Source organism: Halomonas sp. AOP5-B2-8 (assembly GCF_052376475.1).
Classification (GTDB): Bacteria; Pseudomonadota; Gammaproteobacteria; order Pseudomonadales; family Halomonadaceae; genus Vreelandella; species Vreelandella casei.
In genome coordinates this window covers 253,125-279,014 of record NZ_JBQSVS010000006.1, presented here as the reverse complement: position 1 = coordinate 279,014, position 25,890 = coordinate 253,125, and the positions used below count along the sequence as shown (strand labels likewise).

Below are 25,890 nucleotides of genomic sequence, written 5' to 3'. Positions count from 1 at the left end.
TAAATGATCAGGGCGATGTTCAACCGACATCCGCCGATGCCTCTCAAGGCATCCCTAAAACGACCGACACGGCCGCTGCGACTAGCCGCACGTCTGAGCCCAGCACGCCGACTACACCGCCGAGTTCACCGCCGCCCCCTCAAAGCGGTGCTAATAACCAAAGTGGTGCTAACAACCATCGTTCGCGGCGGCGTGGAAAAGGCGGCGCCAACAGCGCAGCTTCGTCGGCAGCCAGCACGGCGGCCACACCCTCGTCGACAGGCACTGCCGCGCCAAGTTCATCTTCCCAGGCCACAAGTTCACCTTCGCCCGCACAAAGTACCGCATCATCACCCAGCACGGCATCAGCAACGCCGACACCCCCAAAACCAACGCCATCAAAATCTTCGTCCGGTGGTACGCCACCGCCCAGCAATACGGGTAAAGGCAGCGGTGGCGGTAAGGGCGGCCTCTTCGCTATTGTGCTGGTCATTATCGTGGCTATCGTATTGGCCCTCGTCGCCTGGCAGGGCTGGCAGCGCCTTGAGAACCAGCAGCAGCGTATTGATGAACTGACCCAGCAGACCGAAAGTAATGCATCGCAACAGTCGGTGAGCGATCTGGCGTCGCGCCTAGACGGCGGCGAAGCAGAGCGCGATGAGGCCCTGCAAGGTACGCTCAGCGAGCTGCGCGACGAATTTGGCAGCTACCGTAGCGAAGTCGATGAGACCTTGGGCCAGGTGCTGGATCAACTTTCCCAGGAGCAGGACACCGACGAGCGCGATTGGCTGCATGCCGAAGCCGCGTATCTGCTGCGCCTAGCGAATCAACGTCTGCAGTTAGAGGGCGATGTTAACGGCGCTGCGGCGCTGCTGCGCACCGCTGACGCGCGCCTTGTCGATGCGGAAAATCCCGCGTTGACGCCGGTACGCCGCGAGATTGCCAATGAGCTAGCCGCCCTTGATGGCGTACCCCAGGTTGACCGCACCGGCCTCTACTTAGCGCTGAATGCTCAGCAGGAGCAGGTTGCCAACCTGCGGCTTTCGCAAGAGATTGAAGAACGCGCAGTCACTTCCGGCATCGAACAGCCACCGACCGGTACGTTCCAGCGCCAGTTAGCACGCTTCGGTCAAGAGCTGAAAGACTTGGTGGTGATTCGCCATCACGATGAAGCGCTGGAAGCACTTGTGACGCCCGAGCAAGAGTCGTACCTGCGCCAGAGCCTGCGCTTAATCTTGGAGCAATCCCAGCTAGCGCTGCTAAAAGAAGAGCAGGACCTGTATCAGGCCAGCCTTGATAAAGCACTGGGGCTTCTGAACGACTATTACGATACCGACCGCGAAGAAACGCAAAATGTTATCGCGCGCCTTCAAGAGCTTCAGCAGACCGAGATAAAGCCGGAGCTGCCGGATATCAGCGCTTCTCAGCAGGAACTCACGCGTTTTATTGAGAACCGCCATGAAACGCGTGGCCAAAGCGGAGGTGATGCATGAGAAAGCTTGTTCTGCTGATTGTCGCTGGCCTTGCCGTCGGTGCCCTATTTGGGCAGATGATGATGGCGGTGCCCGGCTACTGGCTTATCCGCGTTGGCGATTCCTCCATACAAACCTCGTTTTGGTTTGGCCTGGTATTGCTGTTTGCCGCGTTTATTGTCCTTCATTTCGTCCTGCGCTTGCTAAGCGGCATCATTCGCCCGATGGGCCGTTTTCGCAGTTGGAACAGTCGTGCACGCAATCGCCGCGCTATGCAGCGCACTGTGCGTGGCCTCGTCGCGCTAACCGAAGGTCGTTGGAAAAAAGCCGAGAAAACCTTGGCTAACGCTGCCGATGATTCCAGTACGCCGCTGGTTAATTACCTATCAGCGGCGCTGGCCGCCCACTACCAAGGCAACCACGCTAAGTCTCAAGAGCACCTCAACCAGGCACAGCTTTCAACGCAAGGCGCGGATACGGCCGTTGGCCTAATGCAGGCGCAAATGATGATTGAGCGCCAGCAGCCCGAAGAAGCCCTGGCGATTTTGAATCGACTGGACAAAAAGCTTTCTAACCACCCGCAGGTGCTCAAGCTGCTGAAACAGGTGCATGTGAGCGTCAACGACTGGGAAGGCCTGCGGCGTTTGATTCCACGGCTGGCGGCGCAAAAGCTGATTTCTCAATCAGAGCGCGAGCAGCTAGAGTTTAAAGCTTACCGTGAGCTGATTATCTTTGAAGCCAAAAACCCAACCAACGTTGAGCGTGTGCGTGGGCTGTGGGCGGATATGCCTGACTATATGCGCGGCAATACGGAGCTTATCGCTATTTATTGCGAAGCACTGATTCAAGCCAATGAAGAGTTTATTGCCGAGCGCCTGCTTAATCATTCGCTGGACCATCACTGGGATGCACGCTTAGTAAAACGCTACGGCCTGCTGAAGGTTGACCCAGCACGACAGTTGGCAAAAGCAGAGAAATGGCTGCAAGAGCGACCTAATGATCCGGAGCTACTATTGACCTGTGGCCGGCTGTCTCTGCGCACCGGCAAATGGGAAAAAGCGCTGGAATACTTCGAAGCCAGCCAGCGCCAGCGCCCCAACGGTGAGGTATGCGCCGAGCTTGCCCGTCTTTACGCCAGTATGGGTGAACACAACAAGAGCCAGCTGTACTATCGTCACAGCGTTGAAATGCTGGCTAAATCGCTGCCCTCGCTGCCCCAGCCAAGCGATGCCAGTGATAGCCAAACCCCTGACACGAAAGTAGCTAAAAAACGCGCTTAAAGTAAGCTGCATAAAAACGGGTGCCCTTTTGGGCACCCGTTTTTATAACGAACCATTAAGATTGTAATGGCGTCGACGCTGTATTAAGAGACTGCTGTTCTGCCTCTGTGGGTACAGGCAACTCGGAGGTGCAGTGGCCGCAGCGAGTGGCTTTGATAGGCACGGTCATGAGGCAGTGCGGGCAGGGCTTCTCAACCGGGCTTTTGGGTGATTCCACCTCTTCACGCTTTAAGCGGTTAATCGTTCTTACCAGCATAAAAACAACGAAAGCCACAATCGTGAAGCTGACCACCGCATTGATAAATAGCCCAACGTTTAGGGTGACTGCTCCGGCCACCTGAGCGGCCGCCAAGGTGGGATAAGGGCCTGCAACGGCGCCCTGACTGAGCACGACAAAGAGGTTGGAGAAATCGACTCCCCCCACCAGTAGGCCGATAATAGGATTCATTACATCCTTGACGAGGCTTTGTACGATCAGCGTAAAAGCGCCGCCGATAATGATCCCCACCGCCATATCCACAACGTTACCTTTAACCGCAAACTCGCGGAACTCCTTGAAAAGCTTGGCCATTGATATCTCCTTTCATTGCTTAGCTTATTAGATTATAGCGTTTTTAGATGTAAAACCTTTTGGCTCAATGCCTTATCGAAACGACGCTTAACGTTGAAACGAACGTTTCATTCATCACTGATGCCCGCCTTACATCCACATTAATCGCCTCAGAGGCGACTTCCAGCATTCTATTTGCGACATCGATTGAATTGCTTTTAAGATTGCTTTGTCAGTATAAGTGTCATCCGTGCCAATATGCATTGTAGGCAGTAAGTATCTAGCGCAGGGACCCAGAAAAAAACGCCGGCGATATAAAACGATAATAAAAATAAAATCAATGACGTTTAGGTGATAGAGGTATAGACCATGACTATTAATCAAGTAAAAAACCCAACGACTGTAGGTCACTCGAACGTTCCGCAAACCCTCGGTTTTCTGCTGTTGGACAACTTCACGCTTATCTCTCTGGCGTCAGCGATTGAGCCCTTGCGCATGGCAAACCAGTTGGCTGGACGCGAGCTTTACCGCTGGTACACACTGACTCAGGATGGCTCTCCGGTTCGCGCAAGTGACGGCCTGCATGTAACGCCAGATGCCTCAATGCACGCACCGCTGTCGCTGGATTGGGTGGTGGTTTGTGGCGGCGTTGCCCCTCAGCATAGTGTCAGCCGTGATCATCTACATTGGCTGCAGGCACAGTCGCGCCAGCTACGTCGCTTAGGCGCTATCTGTACGGGTAGCTGGGCGTTAGGCCAGGCAGGTCTGCTTGATCATTACGAAACCAGCATTCACTGGGAGTGCCTGGCCTCTATTCAGGAGGCATTTCCAAAGATTGTGCTGACGACACGGCTGTTCTCTATTGATCGCGACCGTTTTACCGCCTCTGGAGGCACGGCGCCGCTGGATATGATGCTCAACCTGATCGCTCACGATCATGGCAAAGAGATTTCTGCAGGCATCTCCGAGATGTTCATCTACGAGCGCATGCGTAACGAGCAGGATCAGCAGCGCGTGCCGTTAAAGCATGTGCTGGGCACGACACAGCCCAAGCTGCTGGACATCGTTGCGCTGATGGAGTCCAACCTGGAAGAGCCGCTTGAGCTCGACGAACTGGCCAGCTACGTTGGCGTCTCGCGGCGCCAGTCGGAGCGGCTTTTCCAGCGCTATCTGCACTGCTCGCCCTCCCGGTATTATCTCAAGCTGCGACTGGTGCGGGCACGTCAGTTACTCAAACAGACGCCTCTCTCAATCATCGAGATTGCCTCTGTGTGCGGCTTTGTTTCAACCCCGCATTTTTCCAAGTGCTATCGCGAGTGCTTCGGCGTTCCGCCGCGCGACGAACGCCTGGGCATTCATTCCTGCCCAAAACATCAGGAAAAATCGCCACCACTGCTCAAGCGTTGGGGCGTAGAACCGGCGAGCAGCGAACCGGCATCAAGTGCTCTTCTGGCGCTTGCCTATGCTCAAGGTGAGCCGACCTTTGCCAGCGTACCGCTCGTCACCTGACGGGGTCTGTCATCATTGCTATCAGAGCTGCCCAAAAGGCAGCTCTTTTTCGTTAGACCCTCGGTCATATTGCGCCCCCTTTCGCGCCCTTGCCTCTTTTGTATCGCTTAACCCGCCTACTTGCCATATTTGCCACGCGTGCATTTCGCCTAATGACGCTTTTGGAATTTCCGTCGTCGTTTCCAAGAGCTGATCAGCAGCAGGGCAACGCTATGCTTCCTATATAAACAATTCTGGAGCTACGCTATGAACCCTGCTGAGTTGCACCAAGATGCCATCGTCATTGACGGCCTGATTATCGCCAAATGGAACCGCGAATTACTTGAAGACATGCGTCGTGGCGGCCTGACTGCAGCCAACTGCACTGTCTCGGTCTGGGAAGGCTTCAAGGCAACGGTCGACAATATCGTGGCGTCCAAAAAGCTAATGGCAGAGTGCAGCGACCTGGTACGCCCGGTTCGCACCACCGCCGACATTATGCGCGCCAAGAAAGAAGGCAAGACCGGTATCATCTTCGGCTTTCAGAATGCCCACGCCTTTGAAGATCAAATCGGCTACGTCGAGATCTTCAAGGAGCTCGGCGTGGGCATCGTGCAGATGTGCTACAACACCCAGAATCTGGTCGGCACCGGCTGCTACGAGCGTGACGGCGGCCTGTCTGGCTTTGGACGCGAGATCGTCGCGGAAATGAACCGCGTCGGCATGCTGTGCGATCTTTCCCACGTGGGCGCCAAGACCTCTGAAGAAGTCATCCTCGAATCCAAAAAGCCGGTGTGCTACTCGCACTGCCTGCCATCAGGCCTAAAGGAACACCCCCGCAACAAGTCCGATGCAGAGCTTAAGTTCATCGCCGACCACGGCGGCTTTGTCGGCGTGACCATGTTCACCCCGTTTCTCAAGAAAGGCGTTGATTCAACCATCGACGACTACTGTGAAGCGATCGAGTACATCATGAATATCGTGGGTGAAGACGCCATCGGCATCGGCACCGACTTCACTCAGGGCCATGACCAGAACTTCTTCGAGTGGCTGACCCATGACAAGGGCTACGCCCGTCGCCTGACCAGTTTCGGCACGATCATCAACCCCGAAGGCATCCGCACCATCGGTGAATTTCCCAATCTGACAGAAGCGCTTCTAAAGCGAGGGATGAGCGAGTCCCAGGTCAGAAAAATCATGGGCGAGAACTGGGTCAGAACCCTAAAAGACGTCTGGGGCGAATAAGGGCCTAGAAGTCCTTGAACAGCCAAACGCTCTTACAAATATAAGTTTAAGGAAGACGACCGTGACCAAGACTGCTCCCGAACTCCCCATTGAAGTCGACAGTGAAACCGGTATCTGGACGAGCGATGCCTTGCCGATGCTGTATGTCCCGCGTCACTTCTTCATCAACAACCATGTGGCCGTTGAAGAGGCGCTGGGTGCCGAAAAATATGCCGAGATTCTTTACCAGGCGGGCTACAAAAGTGCCTGGCACTGGTGTGAGAAAGAGGCCGAACTTCACGGGCTAGAAGACGTGGACGTGTTCGAGCACTACATGAAACGCCTCTCCCAGCGCGGCTGGGGCATCTTCATTACCGAAGAGATCGACCTTGATGCAGGTACCGCGCGCGTACGCCTTGAGCACAGCGCATTCGTCTACCAGATGGGCAAGGTGAATCGTAAAATCGAATACATGTTTACCGGCTGGTTTGCCGGTGCCATGGATCAGATTCTGAGTGCTCGCGACAGTACGCTGCGCACTGTTGCCGAACAGACCCAGAGTGGTGCCGAAGAAGGCCACGATAACGGTCTGTTTGTTGTCACGCCCGTGAACTGAGGATCATGCCATGGCATTCGAGGCACTGTTCAAGCCGATCCAGATCGGCAGTCAGACCATTCGTAACCGTGTGGTCAGTACGGCCCACGCAGAGGTCTACGCCACCGATGGCGGCATGACCACGGACCGTTACGTAAAATACTACGAAGAGAAGGCCAAGGGCGGCTGTGGGCTGTGCATCTGTGGCGGCTCGTCGATTGTTTCCATCGACAGCCCCCAGGGCTGGTGGAGTTCGGTCAACCTCTCGACCGACCGCATCATCCCTCACTTCCAGAATCTAGCCGACGCTGTGCACAAGCATGGCGGCAAAATCATGATTCAGATTACCCATATGGGGCGCCGCTCGCGCTGGGATGGACACGACTGGTCGACGCTGGTGTCACCATCAGGTATCCGTGAACCGGTTCACCGTTCGACCTGCAAAACCATCGAAGAGGAAGATATCTGGCGCATCATCGGTGACTTTGCCCAGGCCGCGCGCCGGGCGAAGGAAGGCGGCCTGGATGGGGTCGAACTCTCTGCGGTGCACCAACACTTGATCGACCAGTTCTGGAGCCCGCGTGTTAACAAGCGTACCGACGAATGGGGTGGCAGCTTCGAGAACCGTATGCGCTTCGGTATGGAAGTGCTAAAGGCGGTGCGCGCCGAGGTAGGTGACGAGTTCGTGGTGGGCATGCGTATCACCGGTGACGAATTCCACCCGGATGGCCTTGATCACGAAGAAATGAAGCGGATCGCTGCCTATTATGATGCCACCGGCAAAGTCGACTTTTTCGGCGTGATCGGCTCGGGCTGCGATACCCACAACACCTTAGCCAACGTTATTCCCAACATGTCCTACCCACCGGAGCCGTTTTTGCACCTGGCGTCGGGCATAAAGGAAGTGGTCAACGTTCCGGTCATTCATGCCCAGAATATCAAGGACCCCAATCAGGCCCAGCGCATTCTTGAAGGTGGTTATGTGGACCTGGTGGGCATGACGCGTGCCCACATTGCCGACCCGCACCTTATCGCCAAGATCAAGATGGGTCAGATCGACCAGATCAAGCAGTGCGTGGGCGCCAACTACTGCATTGACCGCCAGTACCAAGGGCTCGACGTGCTGTGTATTCAGAACGCCGCGACCTCGCGTGAATACATGGGACTGCCGCATATTATTGAGAAAAGCGACGGCCCCAAACGCAAGGTGGTCATCGTGGGCGGCGGCCCTGCCGGCATGGAAGCGGCACGTATCTGCGCCGAGCGCGGCCACGACGTCACAATGTTCGAAGCACAGGAGCAGATCGGCGGCCAGATTACGCTGGCGTCAAAAGCGCCGCAGCGCGATCAGATTGCCGGTATCACGCGCTGGTACCAGCTGGAACTGACGCGCCTGGAGATTGACCTACGCCTGGGTACTCGCGCCGACGAGGACACTCTTGCAGATCTGCGTCCGGACGTAGTGATCCTGGCAACCGGCGGTCAGCCGTTTCTTTCGCAAGTGCCGGAGTGGGGCTACGACAGCGACAGCGATAAAAGCCTGGTAGTCAGCACCTGGGACATTCTCAACGGCAACGTGGCGCCCGGCAAGAATGTGCTGGTCTACGACACCATCTGCGAGTTTTCCGGCGTATCGGTGGCGGATTTCCTGGCCGACAAAGGATCAAAGGTCGAGATCGTCACCGACGATATCAAGCCGGGAGCCGCGGTAGGCGGCACCACCTTCCCAACCTATTACCGCAGCCTCTACGAGAAAGAGGTGATCATGACCTCGGACCTCGCGCTGCATAAGGTGTACCGCGAAGGTGACTCGCTGGTGGCGGTGCTTGAGAACGAGTACACCGGCGCCCAGGAAGAGCGTGTGGTCGATCAGGTCGTGGTGGAAAACGGCGTGCGCCCCGATGAAACGCTCTACTACAGCCTCAAGGAGCAGTCGCGTAACAAGGGCCAGATGGATCTCGAAGCGCTCTACGCGATCAAGCCCCAGCCCTGCCTGTCTGAAAGCGGCGATGGCTTCTTGTTGTTCCGTCTGGGTGACTGCACCGCGCCACGCAACACGCATGCGGCCATCTACGATGCGCTGCGACTGTGCAAAGACTTCTGAAACAATAACGCTGTAAGCTGAACTCATGGGTCGTAAGGCCCATGATTCAGACCTTACGGTGTCTCTGAGAGGAGAGACGCCATGCTTGATGCCCTTTTGCCGATTCTGCTTTTTTCTGCGCTACTGCTGGCTGCCATCGGTGCGGTTCGCCGCGTTCGACTATGGCGCCAGGGGCGGCCCTCTCGCGTGCCCGTTTTCAAGGGGCTGATGCAGGTGCCCAGACGCTACCTGGTCGACCTACACCACGTCGTTGAGCGGGACAAGTACATTTCCCACACCCACGTGGCCACCGCCGGTGGCTTCGTGCTGGCTGCGCTGTTGGCGATTATCGTCCACGGCTTTGGCCTAGACAGCGCCATCCTTGCCTGGGTGCTCCTGGCCGCGACGACCAGCATGCTTGTGGGTAGCATTCTGGTCGCCAAGCGACGCAGTCCGCCGCCATCGCGGCTTTCTAAAGGGCCCTGGATGCGCCTGCCGAAAAGCCTGATGGCGTTCTCGGTGGGTATGTTCGTGGTCACCCTGCCCACCGCCGGCATTCTGCCGGAAGGCGTTTTCCAAAGCGGTGTGGGTTGGTTCACCGCGCTCGCACTGGCCGCGGTCATCATGTGGGGGCTGGGTGAAATGTTCTTCGGCATGACCTGGGGCGGGCCGATGAAGCATGCCTTTGCCGGCGCTCTTCACTTGGCCTTCCACCGTCGTCCCGAGCGCTTTTCAAAGCGCAACGGCGGTGAGCATCGCTCCACCGGACTCAAGCCGCTAGCACTGAATGACGACCATGCAAAACTGGGCGTTGAGATACCGGCTGACTTCACCTGGAACCAACTGCTGGGCTTTGATGCCTGTGTACAGTGCGGGCGCTGTGAAGCGGTCTGTCCCGCCTTTGCCGCCGGGCAGCCGCTCAATCCCAAGAAGCTGATTCAAGACATGGTCGTCGGCATGGCCGGCGGCAGCGATGCGAACTACGCAGGCTCCCCCTACCCCGGCAAGCCGGTGGGCGAGCACGACGGCAGCCCTCATGGCCCCATCGTCGGCCGTGACGGTGGCGCGCTGGTGGATGCCGAAACGCTATGGTCATGCACTACCTGCCGGGCCTGCGTTGAAGAGTGCCCGATGATGATCGAGCACGTGGACGCCATCGTGGACATGCGCCGCTTTCTGACCCTGGAGCACGGCAATACGCCTAACAAGGGCGCCGAAGTACTGGATAACCTGATAGCCACCGACAACCCTGGCGGGTTCGACCCCGACTCTCGCTTGCACTGGGCCGCGGATTTGAATCTGCCGCTGATGGCCGACAAGCGCGAAGCCGATGTGCTGCTGTGGCTGGGCGACGGCGTGTTTGATATGCGCAACCAGCGTACGCTGCGCGCGTTTATCAGCGTACTGCGTGCTGCGGGAGTCGACTTTGCCGTGCTGGGTAATGAAGAGCGCGACAGCGGCGATGTGGCCCGCCGCCTGGGCGATGAGGCTACGTTCCAGACCCTGGCGCGGCGCAATATCAACACTCTAAGCCAATACCGCTTCGCGCGCATCGTGACCTGCGACCCGCACAGTTTCCATGTGCTTAAAAACGAGTACGCCGATCTCGGCACCGCTGACATGCCGGCCCGGTACGACGTCTTCCACCACAGTACTTATCTCAACCAGCTGTTGGAAGACGACAAGCTCATGCTCAAGGCCTGGAAAGGTGGCAGCGTCACTTATCACGACCCCTGCTATCTAGGCCGCTATAACGGTGAATACGAAGCACCGCGCTCCGTGCTCAAGGCGTTGGGTATCGAGATTAAGGAAATGGCCCGCTCCGGCTATCGCTCCCGCTGTTGCGGTGGCGGTGGCGGCGCGCCGATTACCGACATCCCCGGCAAGCAGCGTATTCCTGATATGCGCATGGACGACGTTCGCGAAACGGGTGCCGATCTGGTCGCAGTAGGTTGCCCGCAGTGTACTGCCATGCTGGAAGGCGTGGTTGAGCCCCGCGCCGACATCAAGGATATCGCTGAACTGGTCGCCGATGCGCTGATCATCAAAACGCCTGACGAAAAGGCGGCCCAAAGCAAGCCCGCATCAGCAGCACCGCGCACTGTCGAGGAGGTAACGCCATGAGCGAGCTTGTTCGTCGCGACCCTCGTAAGGAGTGGATCGCCCGTAACCGTCTGCACCCACAGCACCTTGAGGTGCTGGCTGAACTCGGCGGAGGCGCCGTAGCCAGTGAATGGATGGGGCCTAACGGCGTCATACGCCGCAACCCGCACGCAGTCGGCTTTATCGGGCCCAACGGCATCCGACGGGTCGACCGCAGCGGCGTTCAACAGGCGGCCCAGTCGCCGGGACGCAGTGTTGAGTCCAAGGATGCACGCCGCCCGGTGGCTATCGATACTCCAGCATTTATGGTGGCGGTAGTGCCCGATATGACCGGTGGGCGTCTTTCGTCTCACGATCGCGACTTGCTGGGCCTGGCCCGGCAGTTGGCCGATGCCGATGTGACCCAGCCCGGCGCCGTGCTGGCTATCGTCTTTGGCGAACATAAAGAAATCGCCTTTGGCGAGGCAGGCATTGATCGGTTGCTGCACCTGGAGGGCGAACGCTTCTCGGGCTACGTGCCGGAGCTTAGCGTCGCCACCTTGCAGGGGGTGGACCGTGAAACGGCGCCCCGCTACTGGCTGCTGCCTGACTCATCCATTGGCGGAGAGCTGGGGCGGCGGCTGGCCGCGAGGCTTGGCGAGCGCCCAGCCGCTCAGGTCTGGCAGGTTGAGGCCGAGACAAAAAGCGCGACAGGCTGGCGCTGTACCGCACGCGGCGCAGCGGGCAGAAACGATATTACCCGCGCCCTGCCACGTATTGTGATGGCCTTGGCCGAGTGCGCCGACCCGGTCAGCGAAACCCGCCATGCGGCTGAGCCGATCGCTCTTTCGCACGGGCTTCCCGACATGCTCAGGCGGATTGAGGACATGGGCGAAGTGGCGGTTGACCCGGCCAGCGTGTCGCTTGCTGAAGCCGAGTTTATTCTTTCCGCTGGTAACGGCGTCAAAGATTGGGACAGCTATCACCACGCCGCCGAAGTGCTCGGTGCCACTAAGGGCGCCTCACGCGTGGCGGTGGATGATGGCTTTATGCCACGGGATCGCCAAGTGGGCGCAACCGGCACCTGGGTTTCCGCCCGAGTCTATATGGCGGTGGGGATTTCCGGCGCCATCCAGCACCTTCAAGGCATTCAGAGCTGCGATAAGGTCGTGGCCATCAACCTGGATGAAGGGTGCGATATGGTCAAACGTGCTGATCTGAGCGTAATCGGCGATGCCAGTCAGGTCCTCGCGGCCCTTGTCGCGCGCATGGAGCAGTACCGCGCCGAACAGCAGGAGAATCGCGATGCCGCATGATGCCAGTAACACCAGTGTTAGCCACTCGAATGCCAGCAGCCTGAACGTGACCGTACTGGTCTCGGTAGGCCGCCACCCGCTGACTGCACGAACGCGGCGCGCTGACCAGGACGCCCGAGCGGTGGAAATGGCCCTGATGCTGACAGGCGCCTCGGTCAGCCTGCTACATGCAGGCCAACAGGACAGCGACCATGAAGAGTCCATCCGCGGCTATCTCGGCATGGGCATCGACTCGGTCGGCCTGATCGAACAGAGTCCCCAGGCCAATGTGGTACCTGCCCTGGCGAAAGCACTGCGCGAAAGCACCCCGCAGTTGGTGCTGACCGGCACCCGCGCCGAAACCGGTGAGGCCTCGGGCGTGACGCCGTACCTGTTGGCCGAGGCGCTTGGCTGGCCGATCATTACCGGCCTGGCCGCGGTCGAGAAAATCGAGCAGGGAACGGCGGTAGTGCTTCAGGCCCTACCCCGCGGCAAGCGGCGGCGCCTGCGTATTCGCTTACCGGCGATTGCCACCGTCGACAGCAGCGCGCCTCCGGCACGCCAGAGCGCGTTTGGCCCAGCCAAACGCGGCGAGCTAGCGCATCAGCAAGCGCCCAGCGAGATCGACGAAGACCTGGCCACGTGGCACATTCAGCCAGCGCGCAAGCGCCCTAAACGGCTCAAGATCGTCAAGTCGTCATCGGCGCGTGACCGCTTCAAGGCAGCAGCTGCCAAAGCCGGTGGTGGCGGCGGGCAAACGCTCAACGACGTCACCCCGGAACAGGGAGCCGAGGCGATCTTCAAGCTGCTCAAGGAAGAAGGGGTGCTGCGTTAGGCATTCTCTTCTACGTCACCTTTCACAACCGTTCAACCCGCCTAACAAGGCGGGCTGAACAGTTTGGAACTGGCCAGATTCTGCACGATGCTCGGCGTGGTCAGGAGTAACCCGTAGCGGGGGTCTTTAGCCATGGCCGAAAAATGCCCCTGCATCTTCGGCATTCCCTCTCGGGTTCAAGCCCTCCTCCTTCGGTTTTTGGTTATTTACCCACAAACCCCGGATACAGCCGCAAACGCTGCCTTTCACGATGCAGGCCGATCCCCGCGTGCACCACCAAAACGGTGATAACCACCGCCCCGCCCGCCAGCGTCGAGGCCGTAGGCTCCTCGCCCAGCCACCACCACACCCACAACGTGCCCAGCGCTGTTTCCACCAAATAGAAAAGTGCCACTTCCGTCGATGGCAGATAGCGGGTAGCGCTGTTGATTAGCACCGTGGCCAGCGGCATCTGAATAAGCCCCATCACCGCGAGCACGCCGTAGCGCGGGACATCCAGCGAAAACGGCGCAGCCAAGGGCAATGCAATAGCCGCCGAAAGCAAGCCCCCGCCGGCAATCACCACGATACGGTCAATATTTGGATAACAACGCAGCACCGTCAGATTGCCCCCGATTGCCAGCGCCGCCGCCAGGGCATACAAGTTGCCCACCAGCATCCCCGTGGCGCCCTCGCCCATAAAGACCAGGCTCATGCCTAGCATGCTGATGACAATCGCCACCAGCGTTCGCAAGGCAACACGCTCGTTGAGAAAAACCCGCGAAAACAGCGCGGCGAACAGAGGCGCGGTACTAAGAATCACCACCACGTTAGCTACGTTGGCGTTCATCACCGCCAGCACGAAAAGCGCCGAAATCAGCCCAAGCAGTATTGCCGAGACCAGTGAGGCGAACGGATTGACGCGCAGCCTGACCAGCCGATTGCCTACAAGGGACAACAACCCCAGCACGCTGAACATCAAAAAACCGCGCCAGAACACGATGGTCCAGCCATCAGTATCAGCAAGGCGAATCAGCAGGCCATCAAAGCTGAGGAATATCACCCCCAGTACCACCATAAGCAAGCCGCGTTGATAAGCACTTAGCTGCATGGGTCTGACTCCTGATCGGCAAAAAAGATAACCGCCCACCGAAGGGGCGAGCGGTTAAGCGTAACAGTGGATCACTGGCTTAGGGGAGACCAGGAGATGCGCGAGTACTCCAGTTTCGCTTTGCTGCCGCCCAGGCGTATCCGCCCAAGTGGCAAACAGATCAACACGAGACAGAACACCACAAACATATTGCCCGCAATCATGAACAACCAGTCGAAATGCTCGATCGACCAGCTTTTGGCAACGCCCAACGGGGTATTAGCGGCCAGTTACGGGTACACTGACAGGCCAAACGACCAACACGTGAGAGGGTGCCGTCATGATGATTGTGGAACTGATTGATGGTGACGATTTTCGAGCGCGCCTAACCGCGCTGGGTATCGATATTCCTGATGGTGCCGACCCCGATACATGTGCGCGTATCGCGGCACAGGCGCATCAGCAAAAAGCGGTTCCAGGACTCCCTGCACTGGTCCACGAACTCATGGCACAGCAAGCCATCATGCTACCGTCGGTACGCCAAGCAATTGAGCGTTTCCTGCCCTTTGAGTGATGGCTAATCAGTAATGGATAAATAGCGCCTGACAGCGGGCCCGCCAGCACGGGCCCGTTTGTTATAAAAGCGTTCTAGCCCTGGGCCAACTGTAGCGCTACGCTATCGCTGCCCAAGTTGGTGAGCATGCACTCGGCGTACCAGTCGATAAAGTCGATAACCCCAAACTCATAGGTTTGTGAATAAGGCCCCGGCTGGTAGGCCTTTGAATTGATGCCGCGCTGGTTCTCTTCCACCAGTTGGCGATCCTGATCGTTGGTGGCATCCCATACGTGGCGCATGTTTTCAGGATCGTAATCCACGCCTTCCACCGCATCCTTATGCACCAGCCATTTGGTGGTGACCATGGTTTGCTGTGGGCCGAGCGGCAACACCCGAAACACCACGGCATGATCACCCATGAAATGGTTCCAGGAGTTGGGCAGGTGCAGAATGCGCAGCGATCCCATATCCGGGCTGGTCAGCCGGCCCATGAGCTTCTGGCAGCCCGGCTTGCCGTCCATGGTCATGGAGACCACGCCATCGAGTAGCGGCGTTCTCGTCACGCGATTGCGCTTGCCAAAGCGTTTTAGCTGCCAGGGTATCTGCTCGCCGTTCCAGTCGGCCTGCTTGCGGGTTACCAGATCCTTGTACTTATCTGTCGCACGCGGGTCTTCGGTATCGTCAAACTCGATCAGCGAGTTAAGCAGCTCTGGGTGCGCGCCGTTACAGTGGTAGCACTCACGGTTGTTTTCGATGACCAGCTTCCAGTTAGCCTGCTCGATAATGCTCGACTCAGCGGCGACCTTGACGTTATCCATCTGGTACGGCTCAAGGTAATGCTCAAGGGTGACCAGAAAATCATCGATGGCCGGCGGGTTATCACTCAGGTTGATAAACACAAAGCCGCCGGCGGTACACACGCTGACGGGCTTCAAACCAAACTGATTAAGATCGAAGTCAGTGCCCATATCGCTTCCGGCAAACAGCAACCGGCCATCGAGCTCATAGGTCCACTGGTGGTAGGGGCACACCAGCTTGGCGACTTTACCCTTGTCCTTGGTGCACAGCCGTGAACCGCGGTGGCGACATACGTTATGAAACGCATGAATCTGACCTTCGCCGCCGCGCACGATAACAATCGGGTTGTCACCGATCTCTAACGTCATGAAATTGCCCTTGGCCGGGATCTCACAGGTCATGCCCGCAAATAGCCATTCCTTTTCAAATACTTCCTGCATATCGAGCGCAAACAGGCGGGCATCGTTGTAGAACGGTTGGGGTAGAGAAAAGGCGCTCGCCCGGGACTGCAGCATATCAACCGTCGCTTCACGCATGAATGCCAGTGGGTCGTTGTGTGTGTAATCCATTGTCTTGTTCATACCAGATATCCTTTTTAACACCGCCTCCCTTACTCAGGACGGCGACAGGGTCGTTAACCAAACGTGATTGTCTTGTTGTTAAGTTGCGTAACCTGGCGATTGTGTGAAGCGCGCAGCGCTTGTTACTTATTGATGGATTGTGGTGCAGGGCTTTTGCCGTCAATTATCTGCCCACGACACTATGTGGCGTGGCGACGACGTAAGCGGAGATTTTTGATCAGCAGAAGGTGTTGCAAGGTAAGCGTGTGTCGCTAACAGGCAAGCTGGCCGCAAAGCGCGTACCCAGAATGCAGGGTAATGGTGCTGGGCCGTGCAAACAGGACGGGCCGGTGAAGGCAACCCGATAGCACAGCCATATTGAGACGACGATGACAATGAACTTCTTCAATCCCGTCACGACCCAGACCTGGACCAACGGTCGCCACCATGTGCGGTGCGTCAAGATCATTCAGGAAACCTTTGACGTTCGCACGTTCTGCTTTATGGCTGAACAGCCGGTAATGTTCTTCTTCAAGCCGGGCCAGTTTGTGACGCTGGAGCTTGAAATAGACACTCAGCCGATCATGCGCTCCTATACGATCTCAAGCTCTCCCTCTGTGCCTTATAGTTTTTCAATCACGGTCAAGCAGGTGCCAGGCGGCCATGTCTCCAACTGGCTGCACGCCAACCTCAAGGTAGGCGACGAGCTGGTAGTCCATGGCCCGGTGGGTAACTTTAACTCAATCGACTTTCCTGCCGAAAAGGTGCTGTTCCTCTCCGGCGGAGTGGGCATTACCCCACTGATGTCGATGACCCGCTGGTTCTTCGATACCAATGCCAACGTAGACGTCGAGTTTATTCACAGTGCACGGGCGCCACGTGACGTCATCTATCACCGCGAGCTAGTGCATATGTTCTCGCGTATTCCCGAGTTCAAGCTGCATATCGTGTGCGAAAAGAAAGACGATATTGGCGAGGCGTGGGCCGGCTACCGGGGCTTTCTGACCCAGCCCATGCTTGAGCTGATGGCACCGGATTTTCTGGAAAGAGAAATATTCTGCTGTGGCCCGACGCCCTATATGAACGCCATCAAGGCGATTTTACGCGCTAACAACTACGACATGGATCACTACCATGAAGAGTCGTTTGGCGCCACGCCGATGGACGTTCAGGAAGATGTCCTGGAGCTTGCCGAACAGGCCGAAGTGGCAGCCGAGCAGGCCGAGCCCGAGGACCTGATCAATATCGAATTCGCCCAATCGAACAAAAGCGTGCGTATTCAGCCAGGCGAGACGGTGCACGCGGCGGCGGCCAAGCTGGGCCTGCATATTCCCAAGGCCTGCGGTATGGGCATCTGCGGCACTTGCCGGGTGGAACTGAAATCCGGTGAAGTGGAAATGGAACACAACGGCGGCATTACCGACGAGGATATTGAAGAGGGCTACATCCTGTCCTGCTGCAGCAAACCGAAAGGCGATCTGGTGGTCGATTTCTAACGCGGCAAGCCGATGCTCTTCAAGCAGGTCTGCCAAAAGCGGATACCGACGTGCTTCGGTATCCGTTTTTTATGCCGCTAACTCACCATAAGCAGACACAAAAAAATGCTCATGGCCTTTGGCCATGAGCATTTAAAGCGTTGATTAACCGTTCTTTCGACGCTTAATTAGGCAACGCCCAGCATTCCATGGGGGTCGAGTACAAACTTGCTCGCCACGCCCGCATCGAACTGCTCGTAGCCGGTCGGTGCATCTTCAAGCGAAATAACCTGCGCATTAACGATCTCGGCAATGTTCAAGCGCCCGTGCAGGATGGCTTGCATCAGTTGGCGGTTGTACTGTACCACCGGCGTCTGGCCTGTATGGAAAGAGAGCCCCTTGGCCCAGCCCTGGCCAAAGCGCAGGCTCAGATTACCAGTTTGCGCGGCTTTCTCGGTTGCGCCCGGATCTTCGGTCACGTAAAGCCCCGGAATGCCGATGGAGCCACCCTCACGGGTAACTTCCATCATCTGGTTAAGCACCACCGCCGGCTGCTCCTTACCGCCGTGTCCGATCGCCTCAAAACCGACTGCATCAATGGCGCTGTCAACGCTGGGCTCGCCGACCACCGCGGCAATCATTTCGCCCAGACGGTCATGCTTGCTCAGATCAATCGGCACAAAACCCATCTTGCGAGCGTGCTCCAGGCGCTGCTGATTGAAGTCACCAATCATTACCACGGCCGCCCCTAACAGGCGCGCCGAGGCTGCTGCGGCTAGCCCCACCGGGCCTGCGCCGGCAACGTAAACCGTAGAACCCGCACCCACGCCGGCTTTCAAAGCGCCGTGGAAACCGGTCGGGAGAATATCGCTCAGCATGGTCAAATCGCGGATCTGAGTCATGGCCTGGTCGCGATCCGGGAACTTGAGCAGATTGAAGTCGGCGTAAGGCACCATCACGTAGTGCGCCTGCCCGCCTACCCAGCCGCCCATGTCGACATAACCGTAGGCACCGCCCGCACGATCATCGTTAACATGCAGGCAAAGGCCGGTATGACCTTCCTTGCAGGTACGGCAGCGGCCACAGGCCACGTTGAAAGGCACTGACACAATATCGCCAATGCTGAGGAATTCAACGCCCTTGCCCTTCTCGATCACCTCACCGGTGATCTCATGGCCCAGCACCATACCCGCAGGCGCCGTGGTCCGCCCGCGCACCATGTGCTGGTCGGAGCCACAAATATTCGTTGAAACCACTTTCAAAATGACGCCGTGATCAATGGGCTTGCCATTGGGCGTTTCCATTTTCGGGTAGGCGATATCCTGAACTTCGACCTTACCGTCGCCGATATAAACAACACCACGATTGTTGGACATGCGGAATCCTCTCTTCTGGGCACTGGCGCAGTCTCAAGAACGCTCTCAATAACTGCGCTGGCATCATTATTCTTGAATCGAGCTGGCGTATTTGAAGCACCTGCGAAAAGTGCTTCCGAACAAGCAGGCCAACTAAAAACATCAACCTGTTGCCGCAGCATGACGCACCCGGCCCCCCCACAATTACTCATAAGCGACGTCGAACAATAAATGGGCGACGCCTCATAAAGCCCCATAAAAAATTCAGGCCAATGTCGCAAATACGCCGAGCGGTGACGTCGGCAAGCATCTTGGGGGAAAGGCCCAACGATACTATCGCTGCAGGATAGCGTTGATCGGTGATGTGATTACCGACGCTAAAAGACTTCCGTATCGAAAAAAGCGACTAGCATGGAGACGCAGATGGCTCACAACAATTTTTCTCCCGACGCCCGCTTGGCTAACTACGACACAGCACTTGCTTCGGCAATTGCTGAAGAGACAGTGCGTCAAGAAGCCCATATCGAACTGATTGCTTCTGAGAATTACACCAGCAAACTGGTCATGGAAGCCCAGGGCACTCAGCTGACCAACAAATATGCGGAAGGCTATCCGGGCAAGCGCTATTACGGCGGCTGTGAATTCGTCGACAAGGTTGAAGCGCTGGCGATCGAGCGGGCATGTAGTCTCTTTGGCGCCAATTATGCCAACGTACAGCCCCACTCCGGCGCTCAAGCCAATGCGGCTGTGTTCATGGCGCTGGTAAGCCCCGGCGACACCATCCTAGGCATGAGTCTGGCCCACGGCGGCCACCTGACTCATGGCGCGGCGCCGAACTTCTCGGGCAAGCACTACAACGCTATCCAGTACGGCTTGGTTGAAGGCACCGGTGAGATCGACTACGAAGAAGTCGATCGTCTGGCGCGCGAGCATCAGCCGAAAATGATCATTGCTGGCTTTTCGGCCTATTCACGGGTCGTTGACTGGCGTCGTTTTCGCACCATCGCCGATGAAGTTGGTGCCTATCTGATGGTTGATATGGCCCACGTAGCCGGGCTGGTGGCCGCCGGGCTCTACCCAAGCCCGCTGCCCCACGCTCATGTCGTAACTACCACGACTCACAAGACACTGCGCGGCCCGCGCGGCGGCTTGATTCTGTCGGCCGATGGCGACGAGACGCTGTACAAAAAGCTCAACGGCGCGGTATTCCCCGGCCAGCAGGGCGGCCCGCTGATGCATGTGATCGCCGCCAAGGCCGTCGCGTTCAAGGAGGCCATGAATCAGGGTTTCGTCAACTATCAGCGCCAGGTCATCGAAAACGCCCGCACCATGGCCCGTGTCTTCGTTGAGCGCGGCTTTGACGTCGTTTCCGGCGGTACCGACGATCACCTGTTCCTGGTCTCGCTGATCAAGCAAGGCATTACCGGTAAAGATGCCGATGCGGCACTTGGGCGTGCACATATCACGGTCAACAAGAATACCGTGCCCAACGACCCGCAAAGCCCCTTCGTTACGTCGGGTCTGCGCATCGGCACGCCGGCGGTGACCACTCGCGGGATGGTAGAGGCGGACTGCGAACAGTTAGCTGGCTGGATCTGCGACATTCTGAATGTACTTACCGACCAGCAGGACACCACGGCGGTAGAAAACCAGGTGCGCGAAAATGTCTCCGATCTGTGCGCCCACTACCCGGTGTATGGCCAAGCCCAAACCACGAGTGAGCAAGTGGCCGATAGTGCAACCTCAGTCGCCTGACGATAGCCGCAGCGGGCTCCACGGAGCCGATCAAGGAGAAACTTTATGCAACGTTATTCCGGCTTCGGACTGGTCAAACATGCGCTCGGGCACCACGAAAACTGGGAGCGCCAATGGCGCAACCCCGAACCTAAAAAGCGCTACGACGTCATTATCGTCGGCGGTGGCGGCCACGGGCTAGCCACCGCCTACTACCTGGCAAAAGAGTTTGGCATCAAAAATGTCGCCGTGGTCGAAAAAGGCTGGCTGGGCGGGGGTAATACCGCACGTAATACGACCATCGTACGTTCCAACTACCTGTGGGATGAAGCGGGACGGCTCTATAACCACTCGCTGGATCTATGGAAAGGTCTTTCCCAGGATCTAAACTACAACGTGATGTTTTCCCAGCGCGGCGTGCTCAATCTGGGCCACACCTTGCAGGACATGCGCGACATTCAACGCCGCGTTCACGCCAACCGCCTGAACGGCATCGACAGTGAAGTGGTCACCCCCCAGCAGATCAAGGAGATCGAGCCTGAGCTGGATATCTCCACCCGCGCCCGCTACCCGATCATGGGGGCCTCCTGGCAGAAGAGCGCGGGCGTTGCACGCCACGACGCGGTCGCCTGGGGATATGCTCGCGCCGCCGACGCGCTGGGTGTCGACCTTTTGCAGAATACCGAAGTCACCGGCTTCAAGATTCGTGACGGCAAGGTGCTCGGCGTCCATACCAATCGCGGCGATATCGAAGCCAACACCGTGGGCTGTGTTGCGGCGGGTAATTCCGGCGTGCTGGCCAACATGGCGGGCATCAAACTGCCGCTAGAGTCGCATCCGCTGCAGGCGCTGGTCTCCGAGCCGCTCAAGCCAATTCTCAACACCGTCACCATGTCCAACCACGTTCACGGCTATATCAGTCAGTCCGACAAAGGCGATCTGGTCATCGGTGCCGGTATCGACGGCTACATAGGCTACGGCCAGCGCGGCAGCTACCCGACCATTGAGCACACCCTTCAGGCCATCGTTGAGATGTTCCCGATGTTCTCCCGGGTACGCATGAACCGCCAGTGGGGCGGCATTGTAGATACCTGCCCTGATGCCTGCCCGATTCTGTCCAAGACAAAGGTCAAGGGTCTGTATTTCAACTGTGGCTGGGGCACCGGTGGCTTCAAGGCGACCCCCGGCTCCGGACATATTTTCGCCGCGAGTCTGGCCAAAGGTGAAATGCATCCCATCGCTGCGCCTTTTTCCATCGATCGTTTCCATACCGGTGCGCTGATCGATGAACACGGCGCTGCTGGCGTGGCGCACTAAGGAGAGCCCATCATGTTTTATATCTTCTGCCCTTACTGCAAGGAGCACCGCGAGGAAGAGGAGTTCCACGCTCGCGGCCAGGCCCACCTGATGCGCCCCTCCGACCCGGACAATACCAACGACGAAGAGTGGGGCGACTACCTGTTCTTCCGCAACAACCCGCGCGGCATTCACCACGAAATGTGGGTGCACTCAGTGGGCTGTCGCAAGTTTTTCAATATCACCCGCAACACGGTGACCTACGAGATTCTTGAAACTTACCCCATGGGTGAGCAGCCGACCATGACGTCGGCAACGCCCAACGTTCGTCACGAACAAGGCGTTCAAACGGCCGATGGTGGCTGGCAGACCGTGGGCGCACGCCCTGAAAGCAAGGCACTGAACGAGGAGGCCTCGTCATGACCCAGAAAAATCGTATTGATGCCGGCGGTCGCGTCGATCGCTCCCAGGTGCTTGAGTTCACCTTTAACGGCCAGAGCTACCAAGGTTTTAAGGGCGACACGCTGGCCTCGGCACTGCTCGCCAACGGCGTGGATATCGTCAACCGCAGCTTCAAGTACTCACGCGCTCGCGGGATTGTCGCCGCAGGTGCTGAAGAGCCCAATGCGGTCGTCCAGCTAGGCGCCCGGGATAACACTCAGGTGCCCAACGTCCGTGCCACTCAGCAAGGCCTGTATCACGGTCTGGTGGCGCGTAGTACCAACGGTTGGCCTAACGTCCAGCGTGACGTAATGAGCTGGGTAGGCCGCCTGGGTGGTAACTTCATGCCGCCGGGGTTCTACTACAAAACCTTCATGGCTCCTGCCTCAATGTGGATGACTTATGAGAAGTACATCCGCATGGGCGCGGGCCTGGGCCGCGCGCCCACTGAATCCGACCCAGATATCTACGATCACATGCATCATCACTGCGATGTGATGGTGATTGGTGCGGGCCCGGCGGGTCTTGCCACGGCGCTTACCGCCGCCCGTGCCGGCGCCCGCGTTATCCTGTGCGACGAGCAAGAAGAAATGGGCGGCTCGCTGCTGGACAGCCGCGAGACCCTTGATGGTATCGCCGCGTCGCGCTGGATTAAGCAGACACTCAACGAGCTTGCTGGTATGGAAACCGTGATGCTGTTGCCGCGCACCACCGCTAACGGTTATCACGATCACAACTTTGTCACGCTGCACGAGCGGCGTACCGAGCACCTGGCCGATACTGCTCGTGAAGCGGGCTTCCCCGATGATTCGCGGGCACGGCTGCACCGCGTGCGCGCCGCCCAGGTGGTGCTGGCCAGCGGCACCCACGAGCGCCCGCTGGTGTATGCCAACAATGACCTGCCAGGCAATATGCTCGCCGGAGCGGTCTCCAACTACATCCGCCGCTATGCGGTGGTGCCCGGCAACAGCCTGGTGCTCACCACCAGCAACGACCACGCCTATCGTGCCGCGCTTGACTGGAAAGAGGCTGGGCGCAAGGTCGTCGCGATTGTCGATGCGCGGGCTACCCCCGACGGCGACCTGGTTCGTCAGGCCCGCGACAGCGGTATTCGCGTTATCACCGGCAGTGCCGTGATTGAGTCGCGTGGCAACCAGCGCGTCACCGGGGCACGGGTTTCCGCCATTGATCTCAAGCGCCATGCGGTGACCGGGAAGGTCGAAGAACTTGTGTGCGATACCATCGCAAGCTCTGGCGGCTATAGCCCGGTGGTTCACCTGTCTTCACACACCGGTACGCGGCCCGTCTGGAATGATGAGCTGCTGGGCTTTATACCCGGCAAGGTCAGGGGCATGCAATCGGTAGGCGGCGTGGCCGGTTACTATGCGTTGAGCGAGACACTGGCTGATGGCGCTCGCGCTGGCCGCCTGGCCGCGCTGGAAAGTGGCTTGAACAACGCTCAGGATATCGTGCTGCCGGCTACTCAGGCGCGACGCGACGCCCCGGCCTGCGCACTTTATCAGGTGCCCCATGAAAAGAGCGCCCTACGTGCCCCCAAGCAGTTTGTTGACCTGCAAAACGATGTCACCGCCGCGGGCATTGAAGTGGCCACCCGCGAAGGCTTTGAATCCATCGAACACGTCAAGCGCTACACCGCACTGGGCTTTGGTACCGACCAGGGCAAGCTGGGTAACATCAACGGTATGGCGATTGCTGCACGCTGCCTGGGTCGATCGATTCCTGAAGTAGGCACCACCGTTTTCCGGCCCAACTACACGCCGGTTACCTTTGGCGCTATCGTTGGTCGCCACTGCGGCGAACTGTTTGATCCCAAACGCTACACCGCGCTGCACGAGTGGCACGTGGAAAACGGTGCCGAATTCGAGGACGTGGGGCAGTGGAAACGCCCCTGGTACTTTCCTCGCTCGGTCAACGGTAAAAAAGAAACCATGCACGAAGCGGTGGCTCGCGAGTGCCTGGCGGTGCGCGAAGGCGTGGGCATTCTCGATGCCTCCACCCTGGGCAAGATCGATATTCAAGGCCCGAATGCCCGCGAGTTCCTGGGCCGCATCTATACCAACAAGTGGGCCCAGCTAGCCCCCGGGCGCGTGCGCTACGGCCTGATGTGTAAAGACGACGGTATGCTGATGGACGACGGCACCACCAGCTGTCTGGGCGATAACCACTTCCTGATGACCACCACCACCGGTGGCGCAGCAGGCGTGCTGGAATGGCTGGAGCTGTGGCACCAAACCGAATGGCCCGAGCTTCAGGTCTACTTCAATTCGGTAACCGACCACTGGGCGACCATGACCGTAACCGGCCCGGATGCGCGTAAGCTGCTTTCCGAGCTAACGGATATGGATCTTGATAAAGAGAACTTCAAGTTCATGGATTGGCGCGATGCGACGGTCGCCGAAGTGCCCGCGCGTATCTTCCGTATCTCGTTTACCGGGGAGCTGGCGTTTGAAATCAACGTGCAGGCCAACTACGCCATGCACGTCTGGAAAAAACTCTTTGAGCACGGCAAGAAGTATGACCTGACGCCCTACGGCACCGAGACCATGCACGTACTGCGCGCCGAGAAAGGCCTGATCATCGTGGGGCAGGATACCGACGGCTCGGTGACCCCGGAAGATCTCGGCATGCAGTGGGCCATCGGTTACGACAAGCCCTTCCCATGGATCGGCAAGCGGGCCCTGTCACGCCCGGATACTCGCCGCCAGGATCGCAAACAGTTTGTCGGCCTGAAGCCCAAGGATCCCACGGTGGTGCTGGAAGAAGGCGCGCAGATCGTGTTTGACGGAAAACAGTCGATTCCTATGGATATGAAAGGCCACGTAACCTCCAGTTACTACAGTGCGTCGCTCAAACATGGCTTTGCCCTGGCCGTGGTGATGGGTGGTCACGAGCGAATGGGCCAAGCCGTGTATATTCCCATGGCGGACGGCACGGTGCATGAAGCCGAAATCGTCAGCCCTGTGTTTATCGACCCGAAAGGAGAACGCCAGCATGTCTAACGTGAGCGTATCTAACGTGCGAGAGTTCAACACCGTGCCTGACGGTCACCCGTCAGTTGAGTCTCCCCTGGCGTGGAGCTATCAGCAGCACCCGGCGCCCCGCGCCAACGGCCTACACACAGGCATTGTGCTGCGTGAAAAAGCCTTGCTAGGCCACCTGGTGCTGCGTGGTGGCGCTATCGTGCTGGATGAGGCGGTTCGCGCAACGCTCGGCATCAGCCTACCGGCCAAGCCCAACGCGCTTGCGTTTGATGACAGCGGCGAGCGCTCGATTCAGTGGCTGTCGCCCGATGAGTGGCTGGTGATCGTGCCAGGCGGCGAGGAGTTTGCGTTGGAAAATGCGCTGCGCCATGCGCTTGGCGATGCCCACTACGGCATCGTCAACGCGAGTGGCGGCCAGACGGTACTGACACTTAGCGGCGAGAACGCCCGCGACGTGCTGATGAAATCGACGCCCTACGATGTGCATCCCAATGCTTTCCTGGTGGGAAAGGGCGTTACCACGGTCTTTGCCAAGGCCACCGTTGTCCTGCGCCGCCCTTCCGAGACGCACTGGGAGCTGGTGGTGCGCCGCAGCTTTGCCGACTACTGCTACCGCTGGCTGCTTGACGCCTCGGCGGAATATGGCATCGACACACAATAATAAGCCACAGGCCGGCATCGCTGGCCTGCCCTGACTTACTGATTAAGCTGATGAAAGAGA

At 58.2% G+C, this 25,890-nt stretch carries 21 protein-coding genes and 1 pseudogene; 16 read left to right on the top strand and 6 right to left on the bottom strand.

What is annotated here, in order from left to right; translation table 11 throughout:
- Window positions 1-139 precede the first annotated feature (139 nt).
- Window positions 140-472, bottom strand: a complete 333-nt coding sequence (locus tag ACT3RP_RS15580; protein ID WP_483394136.1) for a hypothetical protein — start codon at window positions 470-472, stop codon at window positions 140-142.
- A 4-nt stretch (window positions 473-476) separates the two neighbouring features.
- Here ACT3RP_RS15580 and ACT3RP_RS15575 point away from each other — a divergent pair, with 4 nt between their 5' ends.
- Window positions 477-1,472 carry a uroporphyrinogen-III C-methyltransferase gene (locus ACT3RP_RS15575; protein WP_255249082.1) on the top strand — a complete coding sequence of 332 codons (996 nt, stop codon included), beginning with the start codon at window positions 477-479 and terminating at the stop codon, window positions 1,470-1,472.
- Window positions 1,469-2,731, top strand: a complete 1,263-nt coding sequence (locus ACT3RP_RS15570) for a heme biosynthesis HemY N-terminal domain-containing protein (RefSeq protein ID WP_096276999.1) — start codon at window positions 1,469-1,471, stop codon at window positions 2,729-2,731. The genes ACT3RP_RS15575 and ACT3RP_RS15570 overlap by 4 nt, the downstream gene beginning before the upstream one ends.
- A 55-nt stretch (window positions 2,732-2,786) precedes the next feature.
- On the opposite strand, the gene mscL is transcribed toward ACT3RP_RS15570, so the two are convergent.
- Window positions 2,787-3,302, bottom strand: a complete 516-nt coding sequence (gene mscL, locus ACT3RP_RS15565; protein ID WP_096276996.1) for a large-conductance mechanosensitive channel protein MscL — start codon at window positions 3,300-3,302, stop codon at window positions 2,787-2,789.
- Between the two features lie 348 nt (window positions 3,303-3,650).
- On the opposite strand from mscL, the gene ACT3RP_RS15560 reads away from it, so the two are divergent.
- The 7 genes from ACT3RP_RS15560 (at window position 3,651) to etfB (ending at window position 12,883) form a co-directional block, all read left to right on the top strand.
- Window positions 3,651-4,790, top strand: a complete 1,140-nt coding sequence (locus ACT3RP_RS15560; protein WP_096276994.1) for a choline metabolism transcriptional regulator GbdR — start codon at window positions 3,651-3,653, stop codon at window positions 4,788-4,790.
- A 246-nt stretch (window positions 4,791-5,036) separates the two neighbouring features.
- Window positions 5,037-6,014, top strand: a complete 978-nt coding sequence (locus ACT3RP_RS15555; RefSeq protein WP_096276992.1) for a dipeptidase — start codon at window positions 5,037-5,039, stop codon at window positions 6,012-6,014.
- 61 nt (window positions 6,015-6,075) lie between these two features.
- Complete coding sequence (locus ACT3RP_RS15550; RefSeq protein ID WP_096276990.1) at window positions 6,076-6,609, top strand: 4-vinyl reductase; 534 nt, start codon at window positions 6,076-6,078, stop codon at window positions 6,607-6,609.
- A 10-nt stretch (window positions 6,610-6,619) separates the two neighbouring features.
- Window positions 6,620-8,692 (top strand): dimethylglycine demethylation protein DgcA, encoded by a 2,073-nt coding sequence (gene dgcA / locus ACT3RP_RS15545; RefSeq protein WP_441684457.1) that lies wholly within the window; start codon window positions 6,620-6,622, stop codon window positions 8,690-8,692.
- A gap of 81 nt (window positions 8,693-8,773) precedes the next feature.
- Window positions 8,774-10,795, top strand: coding sequence for a (Fe-S)-binding protein (locus ACT3RP_RS15540; RefSeq protein WP_483394135.1), 2,022 nt, complete (start codon window positions 8,774-8,776; stop codon window positions 10,793-10,795).
- A complete protein-coding gene (gene etfA, locus ACT3RP_RS15535) occupies window positions 10,792-12,069 on the top strand; it encodes an electron transfer flavoprotein subunit alpha (protein WP_483394134.1) in 1,278 nt (425 codons plus the stop codon). The genes ACT3RP_RS15540 and etfA overlap by 4 nt, the downstream gene beginning before the upstream one ends.
- Window positions 12,059-12,883: an electron transfer flavoprotein subunit beta gene (etfB, locus tag ACT3RP_RS15530; protein WP_483394133.1), complete on the top strand. Its 825-nt coding sequence runs from the start codon at window positions 12,059-12,061 to the stop codon at window positions 12,881-12,883. Before etfA ends, etfB begins: the two co-directional genes overlap by 11 nt.
- Before the next feature lie 202 nt (window positions 12,884-13,085).
- On the opposite strand, the gene ACT3RP_RS15525 is transcribed toward etfB, so the two are convergent.
- Window positions 13,086-13,973, bottom strand: a complete 888-nt coding sequence (locus tag ACT3RP_RS15525) for a DMT family transporter (protein WP_096276980.1) — start codon at window positions 13,971-13,973, stop codon at window positions 13,086-13,088.
- An 89-nt stretch (window positions 13,974-14,062) separates the two neighbouring features.
- A pseudogene (locus ACT3RP_RS15520) lies at window positions 14,063-14,239 on the bottom strand (BCCT family transporter); the annotation flags it as partial.
- Window positions 14,240-14,292: 53 nt separating this feature from the next.
- On the opposite strand from ACT3RP_RS15520, the gene ACT3RP_RS15515 reads away from it, so the two are divergent.
- The gene (locus tag ACT3RP_RS15515; RefSeq protein WP_096276978.1) at window positions 14,293-14,526 is read left to right on the top strand and encodes a hypothetical protein; all 234 of its coding nucleotides are present in this window, start codon (window positions 14,293-14,295) and stop codon (window positions 14,524-14,526) included.
- Between the two features lie 74 nt (window positions 14,527-14,600).
- Here ACT3RP_RS15515 and ACT3RP_RS15510 read toward each other — a convergent pair whose 3' ends face one another.
- The gene (locus tag ACT3RP_RS15510; protein WP_441684463.1) at window positions 14,601-15,887 is read right to left on the bottom strand and encodes a glycine betaine monooxygenase oxygenase subunit; all 1,287 of its coding nucleotides are present in this window, start codon (window positions 15,885-15,887) and stop codon (window positions 14,601-14,603) included.
- Window positions 15,888-16,255: 368 nt separating this feature from the next.
- On the opposite strand from ACT3RP_RS15510, the gene ACT3RP_RS15505 reads away from it, so the two are divergent.
- Complete coding sequence (locus ACT3RP_RS15505; RefSeq protein ID WP_096276974.1) at window positions 16,256-17,362, top strand: glycine betaine monooxygenase reductase subunit; 1,107 nt, start codon at window positions 16,256-16,258, stop codon at window positions 17,360-17,362.
- A 167-nt stretch (window positions 17,363-17,529) separates the two neighbouring features.
- Here ACT3RP_RS15505 and fdhA read toward each other — a convergent pair whose 3' ends face one another.
- Window positions 17,530-18,717 (bottom strand): formaldehyde dehydrogenase, glutathione-independent, encoded by a 1,188-nt coding sequence (gene fdhA / locus ACT3RP_RS15500; protein ID WP_096276971.1) that lies wholly within the window; start codon window positions 18,715-18,717, stop codon window positions 17,530-17,532.
- A gap of 402 nt (window positions 18,718-19,119) precedes the next feature.
- Between fdhA and glyA the strand changes: the two genes are divergently transcribed.
- From glyA to ACT3RP_RS15475, 5 genes are read left to right on the top strand one after another with little or no spacing between them, the layout of a single operon-like run.
- Complete coding sequence (gene glyA / locus ACT3RP_RS15495; protein WP_096276969.1) at window positions 19,120-20,451, top strand: serine hydroxymethyltransferase; 1,332 nt, start codon at window positions 19,120-19,122, stop codon at window positions 20,449-20,451.
- A gap of 45 nt (window positions 20,452-20,496) precedes the next feature.
- Window positions 20,497-21,747, top strand: a complete 1,251-nt coding sequence (locus tag ACT3RP_RS15490; protein ID WP_096276966.1) for a sarcosine oxidase subunit beta family protein — start codon at window positions 20,497-20,499, stop codon at window positions 21,745-21,747.
- Between the two features lie 12 nt (window positions 21,748-21,759).
- Entirely contained in the window at window positions 21,760-22,149 is a 390-nt protein-coding gene (locus tag ACT3RP_RS15485; RefSeq protein ID WP_483394132.1) for a sarcosine oxidase subunit delta, read from the top strand.
- Window positions 22,146-25,187 (top strand): sarcosine oxidase subunit alpha family protein, encoded by a 3,042-nt coding sequence (locus ACT3RP_RS15480; protein WP_483394131.1) that lies wholly within the window; start codon window positions 22,146-22,148, stop codon window positions 25,185-25,187. The genes ACT3RP_RS15485 and ACT3RP_RS15480 overlap by 4 nt, the downstream gene beginning before the upstream one ends.
- The gene (locus tag ACT3RP_RS15475; protein ID WP_483394130.1) at window positions 25,180-25,830 is read left to right on the top strand and encodes a sarcosine oxidase subunit gamma; all 651 of its coding nucleotides are present in this window, start codon (window positions 25,180-25,182) and stop codon (window positions 25,828-25,830) included. Before ACT3RP_RS15480 ends, ACT3RP_RS15475 begins: the two co-directional genes overlap by 8 nt.
- Window positions 25,831-25,890 lie beyond the last annotated feature (60 nt).